At 58.2% G+C, this 16,308-nt stretch carries 15 protein-coding genes; 8 read left to right on the forward strand and 7 right to left on the reverse strand.

All coding sequences use genetic code 11. The annotated features are described in order from the left end of the window. Positions 1–172 precede the first annotated feature (172 nt). Complete coding sequence (locus tag E5Q11_RS11855) at positions 173–826, forward strand: peroxiredoxin (protein WP_135803640.1); 654 nt, start codon at positions 173–175, stop codon at positions 824–826. Positions 827–898: 72 nt separating this feature from the next. Here the strand turns inward: E5Q11_RS11855 and E5Q11_RS11860 are convergent, their stop codons facing one another. The 3 genes from E5Q11_RS11860 to E5Q11_RS11870 form a co-directional block, all read right to left on the reverse strand. Then, positions 899–1,681, reverse strand: a complete 783-nt coding sequence (locus tag E5Q11_RS11860) for a MetQ/NlpA family ABC transporter substrate-binding protein (protein ID WP_135803641.1) — start codon at positions 1,679–1,681, stop codon at positions 899–901. A gap of 179 nt (positions 1,682–1,860) precedes the next feature. Beyond that, positions 1,861–2,538 (reverse strand): methionine ABC transporter permease, encoded by a 678-nt coding sequence (locus E5Q11_RS11865; RefSeq protein ID WP_191964475.1) that lies wholly within the window; start codon positions 2,536–2,538, stop codon positions 1,861–1,863. Continuing rightward, positions 2,538–3,545, reverse strand: coding sequence for a methionine ABC transporter ATP-binding protein (locus E5Q11_RS11870; RefSeq protein WP_135803642.1), 1,008 nt, complete (start codon positions 3,543–3,545; stop codon positions 2,538–2,540). Before E5Q11_RS11870 ends, E5Q11_RS11865 begins: the two co-directional genes overlap by 1 nt. 234 nt (positions 3,546–3,779) lie before the next feature. Here E5Q11_RS11870 and E5Q11_RS11875 point away from each other — a divergent pair, with 234 nt between their 5' ends. Continuing rightward, entirely contained in the window at positions 3,780–5,165 is a 1,386-nt protein-coding gene (locus tag E5Q11_RS11875; protein ID WP_191964476.1) for an HDOD domain-containing protein, read from the forward strand. Between the two features lie 30 nt (positions 5,166–5,195). On the opposite strand, the gene E5Q11_RS11880 is transcribed toward E5Q11_RS11875, so the two are convergent. Next, positions 5,196–5,882, reverse strand: coding sequence for an anti-sigma factor (locus E5Q11_RS11880; protein WP_135803644.1), 687 nt, complete (start codon positions 5,880–5,882; stop codon positions 5,196–5,198). Beyond that, positions 5,879–6,469 (reverse strand): sigma-70 family RNA polymerase sigma factor, encoded by a 591-nt coding sequence (locus E5Q11_RS11885; protein WP_225315020.1) that lies wholly within the window; start codon positions 6,467–6,469, stop codon positions 5,879–5,881. The genes E5Q11_RS11880 and E5Q11_RS11885 overlap by 4 nt, the downstream gene beginning before the upstream one ends. 143 nt (positions 6,470–6,612) lie before the next feature. Here E5Q11_RS11885 and E5Q11_RS11890 point away from each other — a divergent pair, with 143 nt between their 5' ends. Genes E5Q11_RS11890 through E5Q11_RS11905 form a run of 4 tightly spaced genes read left to right on the forward strand, consistent with a single transcriptional unit; the run spans position 6,613 to position 10,659 of the window. After that, positions 6,613–8,094 carry a DUF4331 domain-containing protein gene (locus E5Q11_RS11890; protein WP_135803645.1) on the forward strand — a complete coding sequence of 494 codons (1,482 nt, stop codon included), beginning with the start codon at positions 6,613–6,615 and terminating at the stop codon, positions 8,092–8,094. Positions 8,095–8,106: 12 nt separating this feature from the next. After that, a complete protein-coding gene (locus tag E5Q11_RS11895; protein ID WP_135803646.1) occupies positions 8,107–8,352 on the forward strand; it encodes a hypothetical protein in 246 nt (81 codons plus the stop codon). Continuing rightward, a complete protein-coding gene (locus tag E5Q11_RS11900; protein ID WP_225315021.1) occupies positions 8,333–9,544 on the forward strand; it encodes a tetratricopeptide repeat protein in 1,212 nt (403 codons plus the stop codon). Before E5Q11_RS11895 ends, E5Q11_RS11900 begins: the two co-directional genes overlap by 20 nt. Then, positions 9,541–10,659, forward strand: coding sequence for a HupE/UreJ family protein (locus tag E5Q11_RS11905; protein ID WP_135803647.1), 1,119 nt, complete (start codon positions 9,541–9,543; stop codon positions 10,657–10,659). Before E5Q11_RS11900 ends, E5Q11_RS11905 begins: the two co-directional genes overlap by 4 nt. 7 nt (positions 10,660–10,666) lie before the next feature. Here the strand turns inward: E5Q11_RS11905 and E5Q11_RS11910 are convergent, their stop codons facing one another. Together E5Q11_RS11910 and E5Q11_RS11915 are read right to left on the reverse strand one after the other, a co-directional pair. Then, positions 10,667–11,314 carry a hypothetical protein gene (locus E5Q11_RS11910; RefSeq protein ID WP_135803648.1) on the reverse strand — a complete coding sequence of 216 codons (648 nt, stop codon included), beginning with the start codon at positions 11,312–11,314 and terminating at the stop codon, positions 10,667–10,669. 136 nt (positions 11,315–11,450) lie between these two features. After that, entirely contained in the window at positions 11,451–12,938 is a 1,488-nt protein-coding gene (locus E5Q11_RS11915; RefSeq protein ID WP_135803649.1) for an amidase, read from the reverse strand. On the opposite strand from E5Q11_RS11915, the gene E5Q11_RS11920 reads away from it, so the two are divergent. Then, complete coding sequence (locus E5Q11_RS11920; RefSeq protein WP_225315022.1) at positions 12,937–14,034, forward strand: hypothetical protein; 1,098 nt, start codon at positions 12,937–12,939, stop codon at positions 14,032–14,034. The genes E5Q11_RS11915 and E5Q11_RS11920 overlap by 2 nt on opposite strands. A gap of 96 nt (positions 14,035–14,130) precedes the next feature. Next, entirely contained in the window at positions 14,131–16,308 is a 2,178-nt protein-coding gene (locus E5Q11_RS11925; protein ID WP_135803650.1) for an FdhF/YdeP family oxidoreductase, read from the forward strand.

Below are 16,308 nucleotides of genomic sequence, written 5' to 3' on the forward strand. Positions count from 1 at the left end.
CACCTCTGGAGCTTTTACATCAGACGCACTGACCTGCCTTCAGAACAGACCCCTTGGTTTTCATGCATCCGGCACCATGAATAGTCGTATAGAATAAACTTGCCGGCCATCGGATGTGATCAGCCGGTATTTCTGCCATCCAGGCTTGGTTCAAGCAAAAGGAGGAAACATCATGGGTTTACATCTTGGAGACACCGCACCGGATTTCGAGCAGGCGTCCAGCGAGGGCACCATCAAATTCCACGAATGGCTGGGCGATAGCTGGGGCATTCTGTTCTCTCACCCGGCGGATTTCACCCCAGTGTGCACCACTGAGTTGGGCCTGACCGCCAAGCTCAAAGACGAGTTTGCGAAAAGAAACGTCAAAGCCATCGCTTTGAGCGTTGATAAGGTTGAATCCCATAAACAGTGGATCAACGACATCAACGAAACCCAGGGCTGCAGCGTTAATTTCCCGATCATCGCCGACGAAGACCGTTCTGTGTCTGAGCTTTACGATATGATCCCGCCCAGTGCAGAAAACAGCCTGACGGTGCGGTCACTGTTTGTGATCGACCCGAACAAGAAGATTCGCCTGATGATCACCTATCCCGCAAGCACCGGCCGTAACTTCAACGAGGTGCTGCGCGTTGTCGACTCGCTACAGATGACCGACGACCACAAAGTCGCCACCCCGGGCAACTGGGAGAAGGGCCAGGATGTTGTCATCGTGCCCTCACTGCAGGATGAGGACGAGATCAAGAAGCGCTTCCCACGGGGCTACAACGCCGTTCGCCCCTACCTGCGGATGACACCCGACCCGTCCACGAATTGGGGCGGTGAATAATCGGGATAGCCGAAAACAGGAAACCGGGCCGTTGGCCCGGTTTTTTTACGTCCTGAATAACCTTTCCTCTCCTCAGAAAGCCGGAACAACTGCACCTTCATAGCTGTTCAGAATGAACTTTCTGACGCTCTCGGAATTCAGCGCTTCTGCCAGCTTCTTCATGGCATCGCTGTCCTTGTTGTCCGGACGAGCCACGAGAATATTCACGTACGGTGAATCTGACCCTTCGATGACCAGCGCATCTTCAGTCGGGTTAAGGCCGGCTTCCAGCGCATAGTTGGTATTGATCAGCGCCATATCCACCTGGTTCAGAATCCGTGGCAGGGTTGCGGCTTCCAGTTCCTTGAAATCCAGGTTCCTGGGGTTGTCGGCAATATCACGGGGTGTTGCGGTGATTTTGCTGTCGTCTTCCAGGGTAATCAGACCTGCTTTCTGCAGAAGCAGCAGCGCCCGGCCACCGTTGGTGGGGTCGTTCGGGATCGCCACTACGGCGCCCTCTTTCAGATCTTCCAGTGAATCGATCTTGTTGGAATAGGCACCAAACGGCTCAACGTGAACGCCGGTTACGGTTACCAGATCGGTACCACGGCCATCGTTGAACTCGTCGAGGTACGGCTGGTGCTGGAAGAAGTTGGCATCCATGCGTTCCTGATCCACCTGGATATTCGGCTGAACATAATCAGTGAAGACTTTTACATCCAGTTCAACACCCTGTTCGGCCAGCATTGGTTTTACATGTTCCAGAATTTCAGCGTGGGGAACCGGTGTAGCAGCCACTGAAAGCTCTTCCGCGGCTAGGGCACCTGAAAAGGTTGTCGCAGCAACCAGCGCTGTAAATGTCTTCTTAATATTCATAAACCTGTCTCCTTTGAGAGATTGCTTCCAATGAAGTCAACATTTCGATACGGCCCCCGGCTGGAACCACCTCCTGAAAAACGCCCGTGAATACGTCCCTGTAGGGCTCGGTCGCGCCATCCATGGCGCTTTACGTTTTCAGGAGGTGGTTCCAGCCGCGTGCCTATATCTGGCTTTGCTTATTTGCGGCTGAAATACAGAACGAGACGATCGCCGACCATCTGCAGAATCTGAACAAAAATCACCAGTAACGCCACGGTGATGACCATTACATCGGTCTGGAATCGTTGATAACCGAATCGGATTGCCAGGTCGCCAAGACCGCCCCCGCCAATAACGCCGGACATGGCTGCGTAGGAAACCAGGGTGATCGCGGTAACCGTGATGCCCGCGATAAGGCCTGGCAGAGCCTCGGGCAACAGCGCACCGAACACAATCTGTCGAACATTTGCACCCATCGCCTGGGTTGCTTCAATGATTCCGCGATCCACCTCACGCAATGAAGTTTCCACCAGACGGGCAAAGAAGGGCGCACCACCTGCAACCAGCGGCGGAATCGCACCGGCAACGCCAAGCGACGTGCCTATCAGCATCACCGTGAACGGAATCATCACGATCAGCAGGATGATGAACGGCACCGACCGCAACACGTTAACCACAAACGACAGCACCGCATAGGCCACTGGCTGCTCCAGCAACTGGCGTTTGCCGAACAGGAACAGCAGCACGCCCACAGGCAGGCCGATCAGTACGCTGAACAGCAGGGACATACCCACCATGATCAGGGTGTCCCAGCTTGCCCAGCCGATTTCGGCCCAGTCGACGTTGCCCATCAGGCCTTCCATTAAAGCTTCCATCAGCGCAGAACCTCCACGTGAACGTCGGCCGCTTTCAGGGCGTTCATGGCCAGGTCCAGGTCACCGCCTACCAGCGACAGGGTCAACTGGCCGTAGGGGGTGTCCTTGATGTGGTCAATACGCCCGGACAGGATACTGAAATCCACGCCGGATTCCCGGGCCACGCTGCCCAGCAGGGGTGTGTAGGTGGATTCGCCCCGGAAGGTGAGCCGGAGAATGCGGCCTTTGGCCTTTGCCAGGTCCCGCTGCATGTCTTCGTGGTCGATGTGCTCGCTCTCGAATACAAAATCCCGGGTGGTGGGGTGTTTCGGGTGCAGGAAGACGTCACTGACCTTACCCATTTCAACCACTTCACCGGCGTCCATCACCGCGACCCGGTCGCAGACCCGGCGTACCACGTCCATCTCGTGAGTAATCAGCACGATCGTCAGGCCCAGCTCTTTGTTGATGTCCGCCAGCAGTCGCAGCACCGACTGGGTGGTCTGCGGGTCCAGGGCGCTGGTGGCTTCGTCACACAGCAGGATGGTGGGGCGGCAGGCCAGGGCGCGGGCGATGCCAACGCGCTGCTTCTGACCCCCTGAAAGCTGGGAAGGGTATTTGCTGGCCTGGTCTGCCAGGCTGACGCGCTTGAGCAGTTCGTCCACCCGATCGCGGATTTCCTGTTGGGAGTAGATACCTGCCAGCTTCATGGGAAACGCGATGTTATCGGCGACGGTTTTTGACGACAGCAGGTTGAAGTGCTGGAAGATCATACCGACCTTGCGGCGAAAGGCCCGAAGCTCTGCCGGGCTGTAGTCGGTGATGTTTTCATCGTCGATCAGGATGCGACCAGAGGTAGGTGGCTCCAGCAGATTGATCAGCCTTACCAGGGTCGACTTTCCGGCACCCGAGTGCCCGACGATCCCGAAAATTTCACCGGTCTCGATGGTCATGCTGGTGGGTTGCAGCGCGGGAATCGCCTGCCCTTTTACCTGATAGGATTTCTGAACCTGGTCAAAAACAATCACGGATGAATCCTGCCAATGCCCTGAGAGTGCATAGAAAAAGCCGTCGATTATAGCCCAATCAGGGGGCAAACCCGAGTTTGCGGCCTCGGTAAATCCCCGTATGCAACGATGAAACTCCCACCCGCTTGCCAGGTGAACTAAACTCTCAAAGACGTTTTTTGTTTACGCCGCTTTCACTTCCGATTCAGGATGGACGCAACTTTGAATAAAACCTCTGGCCCAGCAACACAAAGAATGAACTCCACTGAGGCGTGGGTAACCTATCTCAGCAAGGTCGAACTGCCGGTTCTCGCCAACACACTGAGGCGGATTGATGAACTGACCGACAGCAGCAACAGCACCGTGAACGAACTGGCGAATGTAATCCTGAACGATGCCCAGCTCACCTCCCAGGTACTCAGGTTGTCCAACACCGTCTTCTACAATCAGACACGCACCCAGGTAAGCACCGTCAGCCGTGCGATTACGCTGATTGGGTTCGACGCGGTCAAGTCCATGGCGATTTCATCACTGATCGTGGATTCCCTGCTTAAGCGCAATGACCGACCCCACCTACTGCGATGCCTGGCCCGGGCCATTCATGCGGCCGTTCAGGCCCGATGCCTGTTGCCAAAACGCAATGAGCAGGCGCTGGAAGAGGTCTTTATCGGCGCCCTGCTGATGAACATCGGCGAACTGGCCTTCTGGTCCTGCGACACCGAGCAGGCCATTGAGCTTGAGCAGGCGCTAAAACTGGACCAGCCGCCGGTAGAAGCCCAAAAAAGTGTGCTTCACACCACCTTCACAGACATCACCCGTGGGCTGGTCGAGGCCTGGTCGCTGGGACCGTTTATCAAGGAAGTCGTCTCTGCGGGAAAAGCCAACACCAAAGCCGCCAGCCTGGTGCGTCACTCGGTGGAAATGGCGAAACTCTCCGAGCAGGGCTGGCGTGGCGCGGAAATGGACAAGGCACTGGAGGCATTGGGGGCGGATATCGGAGAAGCGCCGGCAATCGTCCGCGACCGGGTGAAAGTAAACGCCGGGGAAGCGGCCAGAGTAGCGGTATCCCTGGGTATTCCGCAGGTTACTGCCCTGATGCCTGGCAGTCAGACGGACGACGCTGCGGCTCATCAGGCGCCGGAAGTGGACCCGATCCTGCAATTGCAGATTCTGCGGGACCTGACCCAGACTCTGTCGGAAAAGCCCGACATCAACGAGGTGTGTCAGCTGGTGATTGAAGGCATTCATCGCGCGGTGGGCATGCAGCGGGTCGCCCTGTTAATGAGTGACCGCAGCGGTAACGAACTGATTCCCCGCAAACTGGGCGGTAAGGGTACGGACGCCTGGAAGGAGAATTTTTCCATTCGCCGGGACGGCACTGGTGAATTGGGGGCGCTGCTGCCCCAGGCCAGCCATTACATCTATCAGCCCAAACAGAAAACCGAGCCGGTTCCCTACGATCGCTGGCTCGGTCGTGTACCGGCACTGGTCGCGCCGATCAAGGCCAAAGGCCGGCTGATTGGTTTGTTCTATGCGGATAATGCGGCGGCTGACTATGTTCCGTCAAAGGAGCAACTCATGGCTTTCGCTCATTTTGTCCAGAACGCCCAGCTGTGCCTGACCCTGATGGCGGAGCACTGAGCGGCCGCGCACAGGGAAGGTCAGCCGGGTTTACAACTCATACAGTTTGGCAACGTGGAGAATCGGCCCGGTAGGCGCGCCCGTGGGCGAACCTCCCACGGGTTCAAGACTGATCGCCAGGGTCCGGCTGCGGTCGAGTAGCGCCCGGGTCTCGTCATCCAGAGTGACCTGGTAGGTGTTGCCCTCTGGGATTACACCCAGAGAAACCGGGTTGCCATCCTGCGGCACAATCCAGAGTTCATAGTCTTTTCCGGTCTGGGCCGCTGTGGCGGCCACCGGTCGCAATTTCAGGCCCCGGGCCGCATCCGAGCCGCTGACCAGCCAGAGCGGATCAGCCAGATCGGCCTGCACAATGGCGCCGGACAGGCGCTCACCAAGTTGTGGCTGGGGTTGCTGCACCAGAACAACCGCCATCACCAGTGCCGCCGCCGTGGCAACCAGGCTCCAGCCTGGCCATAACCAGCGACCTGCACTGTCATTGGCTGCCTTCGCTGGCCATAGACGGGCCTCTATTCCACGCCAGACCGAAACAGGCGGTGGTCTGTCTTCCGCCTGTGACCCAAGATGCCCCAGTTTTTCTTCCCAGTACCAGACCTCTTCCCGTACGCGGGCGGATTCCATCATCCAGCGTTCAAACCGCCGTCTGGCCTGGCCCTTCAGGGAACCCAGCACATACTCTGCGGCCAGTAACTCGATTCTCTCAGGCGTCTTTTTCATCGTTCCAGGCACCTTTTTAACGCCATCAGGCCGCGGCGGACCCAGCTTTTGACCGTGCCCACGGGGGAGCTGAGGGCAACCGCCAGTTCGTCATGGGTCATTCCCCGATAGTAAGAGAGCAGAATGCTGTCGCGCTGAACGTCGGACAGCTCTTCGATGCAACCGGTCAGAGCCTGTTCCCCTGCAGAACGCAGTGACCGGTCCAGCGGCCCTTCGCGGTGATCCTCCACCCGGTCCAGTGGCCCGTCGCCGTCCGTGGCTCTGGCCTTGCGGGATCTCATCAGATCCAGCGTGCGGTAGCGGGCGATGGTCATCATCCAGCTCAGGGGCGCGCCCCTGTCGTTGTGATACTCGGACGCGTGGTGCCAGATCTGCACAAAGGCATCCTGCACCGCTTCCTCTGCCAGGTCCTGCTGCTTTGCCAGTTTCAGGCAAAGGCCGAACATCCGACCTGAAATCTGCTCATAGAGGCGCTGGAACGCCTGTCGGTCTTTACGGGCCACTGCGAGCAGCAGTGCCAAAAGTTCATCCTGACTGGTTTCAATGGCCATAAATCCGGATCCAATCTGCAGTTTATCGAGTTGCATCCCCAGTTACGGATCCCCGGCGGCAAAAGTTGCAGGCTGGCAGCGACATGAACAATTTTTTCGGCGACTGCAACTTTTCTGTTCACCGATACGTTCCTTCCATTGCATGCCATGCATGACCAACTCAACAGAAGGACTTTGCCATGAATACACTGCTGAAACGCTCCGGCCTTGCGGTTGCTGTCGCCGGACTGTGCGTCACCGCCGGCCTGAGCCAGGCTTCAAGCCACCGGGAAGCGCCGTTCATTACCGAAATGCCGAAAGTAGACGGCACCGACTTCTACATGTTCCGCAGCTATGAAACCGGCCGCGCGGACTTCGTCACGCTGATTGCGAATTACCTGCCGTTGCAGGATGCGTATGGCGGGCCCAACTATTTTGATCTGGATGAAGACGCTATTTATGAAATCCATATCGACAATTCCGGCAACGCTCAGGAAGACCTGACGTTCCGTTTCCGGTTCACTGACACGCTTAATGATATCCAGATCCCGGTCGGCGATGCAGGCAACGAGCAGATGGTGTCTGTACCACTGAAAAACATCGGTGACGCCACCGCGCCTGGCAACGTGCAGCTGAGCCAGTCGTATACGGTTGAGGTCATTCGCGGTGACCGTCGCACCGGAACTGTTGAAACCGTTACCAACGTTGATACAGGCATGGGCACCTTCGACAAACCCTTGGACAACATTGGCGAGAAATCCTTCGCTGATTATGCCGCCTATGCTGATCAGCACGTCTTCGAGATGGCCATTCCCGGATGCGGCACCAACGGCAGGGTGTTTGTTGGACAGCGCAAAGAAGCGTTTGCCGTCAACCTGGGCGAGATCTTCGACCTGGTGAACGTCAATAATCCACTCGGGGATCGCAACGTCGAAACCAACGACCTGGCCGATAAAAACGTCACGTCATTCGCCCTTGAAGTACCGACAGACTGCCTGACCGGAACCGCGGTTAACGCAGACGACCAGCCTATCGTGGGCGGCTGGACCACGGCCAGTGTCCGCCAGGCACGCGTTCTGAATCCGGCGCCGCAAGCCAACGGCAAGGGCGCAACGGTTGAAGGCGGCGCCTATACCCAGGTTTCACGTCTGGGCATGCCGCTGGTCAACGAAGTGGTCATCGGCCTGAAAGACAAGGACCTGTTCAACGCCAGTGAGCCAAAAGATGATGGCCAGTTCGCAACCTACGTGACCCATCCGACCCTGCCGGAACTGATCGAAATTCTCTTCAGTGCCGCTGGCGCCGAAGCGCCAAACAACTTCCCACGGACCGATCTGGTCGCTGCGTTCCTGACCGGCGTTCCGGCCAATAGCCCGGTGGGCGTTCAAGCGTCGGAAATGCTGCGCCTGAATACAGCGGTGGCACCGACTGCCCTCGATGCTCAGAACGACCTGGGCTTCGTAGCCGGTGATTCGGCTGGCTTCCCGAATGGTCGTCGCCCGTACGACGACGTAGTCGATGTGGCGCTTCGTGTGGCGATGGGCGCCCTGGTAGATGGCGCACCAAATCAGAATACGCCGTTTACTGATGGCGTACAGTTGGCCGCCGACCCGGCGACGCTGTCCGACGAGTACGAGTCCTTCCCCTACCTGATTACGCCGATTCCGGGCGCAGTAAATTAAGAGGAGGTTGGCATGAAACGATTTCTGAAAGTGGCAATACCACTGATGGTCACGGGGCTGATGACGGGCTGTTTTGATAGCTCCAGCAGCAGTAGTAGTAATGACCGACCGGACCCGACGGTGGAGTTCTCGACCTTCGTGACAAACGAAATCCAGAACACGGACGACACCCGTGAACCGGTCAACATCAACGAATTGGAGTTCAGCTTCAATGAACAGACTAATGAGCAGGCCTTTGATGAGCTGTTCATCCAGTGAAACCTCCGTCCGGCCCCGCAAACTGCGGGTGTCGGGCTGGCAGTTTCCCGCCCTTCGGGGCGGGCTTTTTTCGCTGGGTGCACCACTTCTGCTGACTCTGTTTTGTGGTTCCGCCACGGCAGCTCCAGCGCCCATCAATACGCAATTTGACGATCAGGATATTCTGGTCACATTGCCAGAACCCGCCCTAACTACCACAACACCCCCGGCCGATCCGAACCGACTGGCTGATCTGATTCAGGCTCAGATCCAGCAGGCGCGAAGCACAGGCGATCCCCGCTTTACCGGTTATGCCGAAGGTTTGCTGCAACAGTGGAACGGCCAAATGACCGACCGCCTTCGAGTATTGAAAGCCACCATCGACCAGAGCAATCACCGCTTTGAACAGGCGCGGAACGGGCTTACCGACCTCATCGGCAGCAACACCGACCCACAACAGGCCATTCAGGCACGACTGATGCTAGCCAACATCGAGCTAGTTCAGGGCCGCTATGACGCCGCCGCAGAACATTGCAACGAATTGACACAGCGCTTACCTGGCCTGATCGCGGCCAGTTGCCAGGCCCAGGCGCAGGCCCGCACCGGCCAGCCGGTAGCCGCCTATCAACAGCTGAAACAGCAGTTTGCCAACGCCGGCAACGCGACTGAAACGGCCCGAATATGGGCCCTTGGAACTCTTGGCGATCTGGCCGCCCAGCTGGACAACCCCGCCGCCAAGACTTATTGGCTGGCGCTTCTGAGTGCCGACCCGGATGACCTTTATACCCGAGCACAGCTAGCTGACTGGTACCTTGCCCGGGGTGAGGTGAATCAGGTTCTGTCCGTCACCGAGGGCTATGAGACTGTCGATTCACTGGCCGTTATCAGAGCCATCGCCCTGGAACAGGCCGGACATCCGGATGCAGGCGCTTTGAAAGCAACTCTGACGCAACGATTCGCGGAAGCGCAATGGCGCGGCAACCTGCTTCACAAACGGGATTTCGCCCGTTTCCAGCTCGACCTAGCGGATAAACCCGAAAGCGCCCTGGAAAATGCTCAGGAAAACTGGGCAGACCAGCGTGAACCCTCAGACACCCGCTTACTGCTTCGGGCCGCCATCTCGACTGGCAATACAGACCAGATCGCCAGCGTTAAAACATGGCTGTCGCAAAACGGCCAGCAGGATGCGCGTTACCCGGAGATCAACCCATGAACCGACTACAACTGAGTGGCGGTATCGCGACCCTGATCTTTCTGATGCTGGTGTCACCCCTGGCCGCCGCCCACAAGGCCAGTGACAGTTTTCTCTACCTTGACCAGGACCAATCAGAACTGCGGTTTGATGTTGCCCTGAGGGATCTGGCCCTGGTGCTGCCGCTGGACATGAACGCGGACCGAAAATTGACCGGCGCAGAGCTGCGAGCTGGCAGAGATTCCATTACACGCTGGGCAGAAGCTGGAATCCAACTTGCCAATTCATCCGGCGAATGCCGGCTTGAAGGGCAGACCTGGGGCCTATCCAGCCACAGCGACGGTCCTTACGCTGCGGCCCGCTATCAGGTGCAATGCGCCGATGGTGAACCCGCCGACACCCTGAATTATCAACTGCTGTTCGGGCAGGACCCATTGCACCGGGGACTGGTGAGCATCACCAACGGCGATAACGAGTCACTGGCCGTATTGTCGCCGGACCGGCAGTCCGTGACACTGACCGCTGAAAGCCAGGCTTCGGCACTGTCTCTGTTCGGAACCTTCGTCTACGAGGGGGTGTTCCACCTGCTGATCGGCCTGGACCATCTGTTGTTCCTGCTGGTGCTGATGCTTCCCGCGACGCTGGGACAGCGCAATGGCAAAGAGCAGCGCAGCCTGAAACAACGCATCTGGCAGCTTGCGGGCATTGTCACGGCCTTCACAGTAGCTCATTCAATCACCCTTGCTCTGGCAGCAATGGATGTTGTTCGCCTTCCCATTGCCTGGGTCGAGACCGTCATTGCCCTGTCGATTGCCCTGGCGGCACTGAACGTGGCCTGGCCGGTACTTGGCGAGAAAACCTGGAAGCTGGCCTTTGGCTTCGGACTGATTCACGGCTTTGGCTTCGCCAGTGTGCTGGGGGATTTGACCAGTGGACTGGAGCAGACGGTCCTGGCCTTGGCAGGTTTCAACATCGGTGTGGAAGCCGGGCAGATTGCTCTGCTGCTTCTCGTGTTTCCGGTGCTTTACGGGTGGGGTAAAGCCGGTCACTACGGCCGTTTTGTAGTACCGGTTATGCTGCTAGGTACCGGCGCACTCAGCCTGTACTGGGTGGCTGAGCGCGCCATAGCTATCTGAGACCTGGTTAGTGAAGAGCCCGCATCTGGCGCGGGTACAGGGCTGCGCTGACTTCTGGTTCCTCCAGCATGTCGGCCAGTTCTCTATCCACCTCGGTTTCCTCACCCTCATCGGGCAGAGGCTCGAACAGCGTGTTCAGCCAGGAGGTGACTGAAGGTGCATCTTCCCGCCCGTATTCCGTCGACAGCGCCTTGATGCGGCGGAAGCCGATGATCCGCTGGTGCTTGGGATCACGGATCTGCTCGAAACCGCGCCAGTAAATCCGGTCACGGGTGTGAAGCTGCACAAACAGCGTATCTATGGGCTCGCCAGGGTCTTCGCCCCGGCCACTATCATCAAAGTCAGACTCGGATTCTTCGGCTTTTACGAGATCCGGTTCATCGATCTCCACGGCGGTTGCTGCCGGTTTTTTGTTGCGGATGGTGGTCCAGGCCGGGTAGAGCACGGCGACCGCGTCGGCTTCCACGTGCTCGCGGGCCGCGCGAAGGATCAATCCCCAGCGGGCTTTATCGGCATCGGTCTCAAGAGAGTTAATGGGCAGATCGTAGCTTTGCTCACTGGACAGTACGATTGCCATCATCGGGGCGTCGAGCTCCCCCATGGCTTCGGCCTGTGCTACAGACACCAGTTCATCGATTGCCATCGGTTGGTTCATACGTCACTCGCCTCCTCGATGCCATCAGGGTCGTACAGGAGGAAAGGGTCCTCCTGTCTCACAGCATAGACTGTTCCTGCCATAAAGATAAACGTGAAACTGACGGGCACGGATCACAATCACCGGCGATTCGCCGTCACAAACCGGCTTCCAGCCTCTCATACTGGCCAAACCAGGGGCTGGCTTCCTCAAGCTGCGCCGCCAGTTGTAACAGAACCCCCTCTGCGCCATGGGGCGCACCAAACTGGACGCCGACCGGCAGTCCGTCATTACTCCAGTTCAGTGGCACCGACATGGCCGGTGTCCCTGTCAGATTCGCTAGTTGGGTAAATGGGGTCCTTGCCAGACTTTCCAAGGCCATCTGGTCAACCTGTCCGCTTCGATGCACGATTTTTCCGGCCTTGAGCTTCAACATCAGCCTGGCAGCCAGCTGCAGTTGGGGCGGGGTATCCAGTTCGCCGATTGTTGCGGGCATCTGGCCCGTGGTGGGGCAGAGGTAAAGGTCGTAACTCTGGAAATAGACCCCCAGGGCACGGGAAAAATCATTCCACTGCTGACGCCGGCGAACGTATTCCGGCAAAGCCATGGTGCGCCCCAACATGTCGATCAGCCGGGTATCCAGTTCAAAATCGGAATCCCTCGCGGCCAGTTCGTTTTTGGCATAATCGACCAGAGTGGACACTTCACCGAAGTAGAGCCCGAGATAACAGCGGGCCAGGGCCATTCCATCGAAATCCGGCCGCGCGTATTCCACCCGGTGGCCCAGGCTTTCCAGCATGCGTGCCGTATCCTCCACCGCATCCACACATTCCTGGGCCACATCGGTATGGTAGGGCGAAGAGGTAAAAACGCCGATACGCAGGGGTTTGGGGGCCTGCTGCATCAGGTCGCTGAACGGTGCCGACGGTGGCGGAATCAAGAAGGGATCACCAACGGCCGGGCCCGACAATACATCCAGCATGGCGGCACTGTCGCGGACCGTGCGGGTCACGACGTGATCCATGGAAGCGCCGGTCCAGGCCTCGCCCACAAAGGGCCCTGAAGAAATCCTGCCCCGCGAGGGTTTGAGGCCAAACAGGCCGTTGTAGGCAGCCGGGATACGAATCGATCCGCCGCCGTCATTGGCACCGGCCATGGGCACGATACCGGCCGCCACCGCAGCACCGGAACCGCCACTGGATCCGCCGGGGGTTCTCTCAGTGTTCCAGGGATTGCGGGTTGGCCCCCAGAGTTCTGACTCAGTCACCGCTTTCAGGCCAAATTCCGGGGTGGCGGTCCGGCCCAGAAAAACCAGACCACCCTGGCGGGCCCGGCGTACGTATTCAGAGTCCTGGCTGGCAATGTTGTTCTTCAGGCCCCGGCTGCCATAGGTACAGGGGTGACCCTGCTGCTGTTGTGCAAGATCTTTAAGCAGCATTGGCACGCCACAGAAGGTACCATCGGGCTCAAAGGACGGTTTCTTTGCATCGGCAAACTGGGAGTAGCAGATGGCGTTCAACCGGTCGTTTACCGCTGCCGCGCGCTCAATGGCTGCGTCACACACCTCGCTGGCAGTCACTTCCTTCCGGCGAATCAGGTCGGCAAGTGCGACAGCATCAAATCGAAGGTATTCGGTTTGCTTCATGTGGGCGTCCGTTTTTTGTTTTATTCTGACGGGCATTATTACACCGATTGCCCGGGCCAGCGAAACACCGGAGCCTGAGGAAGACTGGGTCACCATCGTTCGTGACTCGCCCTACTGGGTGAGCCAGGGCGTTTATCAGAACATGACCACCATCCGGCGCTGGGTTCTGAAAGAACGCGGCTTCTGCTCCAGGCAGGATCGCCACATCCTGTTTGACCGCCGGGGCGAATTCCTTGGCTATATTGACGATGGCACCACCCGCGAAGCGACCCAGGCCCGGCTCAACGAAACCCGCGCAGCTCTTGCGGCAAAAGGGAAAACCGAAGACTGGACTCCGGGCAGCATCAATGAAACAGGCTATCCGTTTGCGCTGTCCTGCCTGCAGCCCCACGTCAATCTGTCTGCCGCCGTTGACCGTTACATGGGCCGTGCCGAGGCTGATCGGCTCTGGGGCACCTGGGACGATCTGGTTTTTGCATCAAAAGAACAGCCCCGTCCACTCCATGATGCCCTGATGTATGTGTATCAAACCCGCATCAGCCAGCAGCGCCTGGACCTGCCCGATTCACTGCCCAGATATCTTGGCGGCCAGGTGCTTATCGAAAGCAGCGGCCAGACCCGGGCCCACTCCACGGCCAATGCCAAGGGCATATTGCAATTATCACCCTCTGCTCTGGGCGATTGCCGGATCAGCCCCGAAAACCACTGGCACCGGCTGGCCCAGGTAGACTGCGCCCTGAAACTGATGCAGCAGAACGCCCGCAATCTGAAACCGGCCTTTGCCGAAAGGTTCGGGCATTTGCCCAACGGGAAACAGGACCAACTGTTTACCCTGTTGCTGGTTCAGGCCTATCACGGTGGCGTGGGCCGGGTCATTTCCCTGCTGAACGACGAGCAACTGTCCCGGCCCGCGGCCTACTTTGCCCGGGAACACGAGAACTTCAGCGCCGGTGATATCCTGCTCGGCATGATTTTTCACAACCTTGGGCGGGACCGCCTGGGGCTGGCGTCGCTGTATTATGTGGCGGATGTGCAGCTTGCCACCGAAGCGCTCTGTGCCACCGATGAACTGGCTGGTGGGAGCTTCTGCCAATAAAGTCGGGCCCCGACTGGTTACGTCATTTAACAGATTGCATTCATTAGCGCCTGCTTTCATTATGAGGTGATCACACGTCACCCGAGGTGAGCGGTCATGTCTGAAGTCATTGGTGGCGGCAGCAAAAAGGTACTCTACACGCTGGCAACGGTTCGGCGGATCGGCCTGCTGAATTCCGCCAAAGCCCTGAAAGCGCGCAACGCATGCAAAGCCTGTGGCCTTGGCATGGGCGGCCAGCTGGGCGGTATGACCAACGAAAAACGCGAATACCCGTCGGTCTGCAACAAAAGCATTCAGGCCCAGTCCACGGATATACAGCCGCCGATTCCGCGAGAGATTTTCGACCATTCCATTGCCGAGCTGAAACAGCTCAGCCCGCGGGAACTGGAGCATCTGGGGCGGCTGAACTTTCCGCTTTTCAAAGCCAAAGACAGCGACCACTTCAGCCCCCTGTCCTGGGAAGACGCCTACACGCTGGCCGCTGAGCGGTTTGCCGCATCCGCACCGGAGAAAAGCTTTTTCTACAGTTCCGGGCGCTCCTCCAACGAAGCGGGTTTTCTGCTGCAACTGTTCGCCCGCCTGTACGGCACCAACAACGTCAACAACTGCTCCTACTATTGCCATCAGGCCACCGGTGAGGGCCTGAAATCCACCATCGGCACGGGCACATCCACGGTGGAACTGGAAGACCTGGCCCACTGCGACCTGCTGTTCGTGATTGGCGCCAATCCGGCGTCCAACCACCCCCGCCTGGTTCACCAGCTCAAAGGCATTCGTGACCGGGGTGGGGATGTGGTGGTCATCAACCCGGCGCGGGAACCCGGCCTGGTCAAGTTCGCCGTGCCCAAAAGCCCGTCCTCCATGCTCAGCGGCGGCACCGAAATCGCCTCGTATTACCTGCAACCCAACATCGCCAGTGACCTGTGGGCGATGAAAGGCATTGCAAAAGGCATACTGGAACTGGGCGCCGAGAACAGGGGGTTTATCGAATCCCATACCCACGGTTTCGAAGCGCTACGCAAGGATATCGAATCCATTACCTGGTCTGACATTGAAGCTCACACCCAGCTCAAACGGGAAGATATCGAGGCGGTCAGCCGCGTCTACGCTGAAGCTGAAAACGTGGTCTTTGCCTGGGGCATGGGCATTACCCATCACCTGACCGGCACCGAGAACGTGGAATACATTGCCAACCTGGCGCTGCTTCGGGGCATGGTCGGGAAAAAGGCCTCAGGCCTGTTGCCACTGAGGGGGCACAGCAATGTTCAGGGTGTTGGCACCATTGGCGTCAAGCCGGTGCTCGCGGGTGAAGTAATCACCGCTCTTGAGGAACACCTGAAGGTTACCCTGCCAGAAGCGAAAGGCATGGACACCATGGCATGCCTGGAAGCGGCAGACAGCGGTGACATTGATAACGCGCTGATCATGGGCGGCAACCTTTACAGCGCCACGCCGGACAGCCAATGGGCCGGGCAGGCGCTGGACCGTGTCCGATTCAAACTGTTCATGACCACCACGCTAAACCAGGGCCACCTGTACGGCAACGACCACAGCGAATCGCTGATTCTGCCGGTAACAGCACGGGATGAGGAGTTCGAGCCCACGACCCAGGAATCCATGTTCAACTATGTGCGGCTCAGCGATGGCGGCATAAAACGGCTGGACAACGTTCGGCCCGAATCGCAGATTCTGGCCGCGCTCGCGGGCCGACTGGTCGACAGGGCTGTTTTTGATTTTGCCACATTCGCCAGCCACAGCAGCATCCGCAAAGCCATTGCCGCCTGTATCCCGGGCATGGAAGACCTGAAAGACATAGAGGTCGCGAAAAAAGAATTCCATATCCGCCGGCGAATCATGCACACCCCCGAGTTCAAGACCGCTTCCGGTCGGGCCCACTTTATTACCCATCAGACCAGGGGCGCAGACCAGAAAGCGGATTTCCCCTTCAAGCTGATGACCGTGCGCTCCGAAGGGCAGTTCAACTCCATCATTTACGAAGAAAGCGACAGCTACCGCAGTGTTGAGCAACGTTCGACCGTGCTGATGAGCGCCGGAGATATGACCGCACTGTCGCTGAAAGAAGGGGACAGGGTAAGCCTGAAATCGGAATCCGGCGCCATGCATAACCTGGCGGTGAAGACCTTTGACCTGCCACCGGGCAACCTGATGACCTACTATCCCGAAGCCAATGTGCTGGTCGGCCGGGACCGCGACCCCCGAAGTAAAACGCCGGCGTTCAAGTCCATCAGCGTTGCGCTGATCGCCGCAAACTAA

It is taken from the genome of Marinobacter confluentis (assembly GCF_004785685.1).
Lineage (GTDB): Bacteria > Pseudomonadota > Gammaproteobacteria > Pseudomonadales > Oleiphilaceae > Marinobacter > Marinobacter confluentis.

Coding starts and splice junctions, on each gene's coding strand:
- E5Q11_RS11880 (WP_135803644.1), bottom strand. CDS start 5,882: ATGAAAAAGACGCCTGAGAGAATCGAGTTACTGGCCGCAGAGTATGTG.
- E5Q11_RS11920 (WP_225315022.1), top strand. CDS start 12,937: ATGTGGGCGTCCGTTTTTTGTTTTATTCTGACGGGCATTATTACACCG.
- E5Q11_RS11900 (WP_225315021.1), top strand. CDS start 8,333: ATGAGCTGTTCATCCAGTGAAACCTCCGTCCGGCCCCGCAAACTGCGG.
- E5Q11_RS11910 (WP_135803648.1), bottom strand. CDS start 11,314: ATGAACCAACCGATGGCAATCGATGAACTGGTGTCTGTAGCACAGGCC.
- E5Q11_RS11855 (WP_135803640.1), top strand. CDS start 173: ATGGGTTTACATCTTGGAGACACCGCACCGGATTTCGAGCAGGCGTCC.
- E5Q11_RS11905 (WP_135803647.1), top strand. CDS start 9,541: ATGAACCGACTACAACTGAGTGGCGGTATCGCGACCCTGATCTTTCTG.
- E5Q11_RS11915 (WP_135803649.1), bottom strand. CDS start 12,938: ATGAAGCAAACCGAATACCTTCGATTTGATGCTGTCGCACTTGCCGAC.
- E5Q11_RS11875 (WP_191964476.1), top strand. CDS start 3,780: ATGAACTCCACTGAGGCGTGGGTAACCTATCTCAGCAAGGTCGAACTG.
- E5Q11_RS11890 (WP_135803645.1), top strand. CDS start 6,613: ATGAATACACTGCTGAAACGCTCCGGCCTTGCGGTTGCTGTCGCCGGA.
- E5Q11_RS11860 (WP_135803641.1), bottom strand. CDS start 1,681: ATGAATATTAAGAAGACATTTACAGCGCTGGTTGCTGCGACAACCTTT.
- E5Q11_RS11865 (WP_191964475.1), bottom strand. CDS start 2,538: ATGGAAGCTTTAATGGAAGGCCTGATGGGCAACGTCGACTGGGCCGAA.
- E5Q11_RS11885 (WP_225315020.1), bottom strand. CDS start 6,469: ATGCAACTCGATAAACTGCAGATTGGATCCGGATTTATGGCCATTGAA.
- E5Q11_RS11925 (WP_135803650.1), top strand. CDS start 14,131: ATGTCTGAAGTCATTGGTGGCGGCAGCAAAAAGGTACTCTACACGCTG.
- E5Q11_RS11895 (WP_135803646.1), top strand. CDS start 8,107: ATGAAACGATTTCTGAAAGTGGCAATACCACTGATGGTCACGGGGCTG.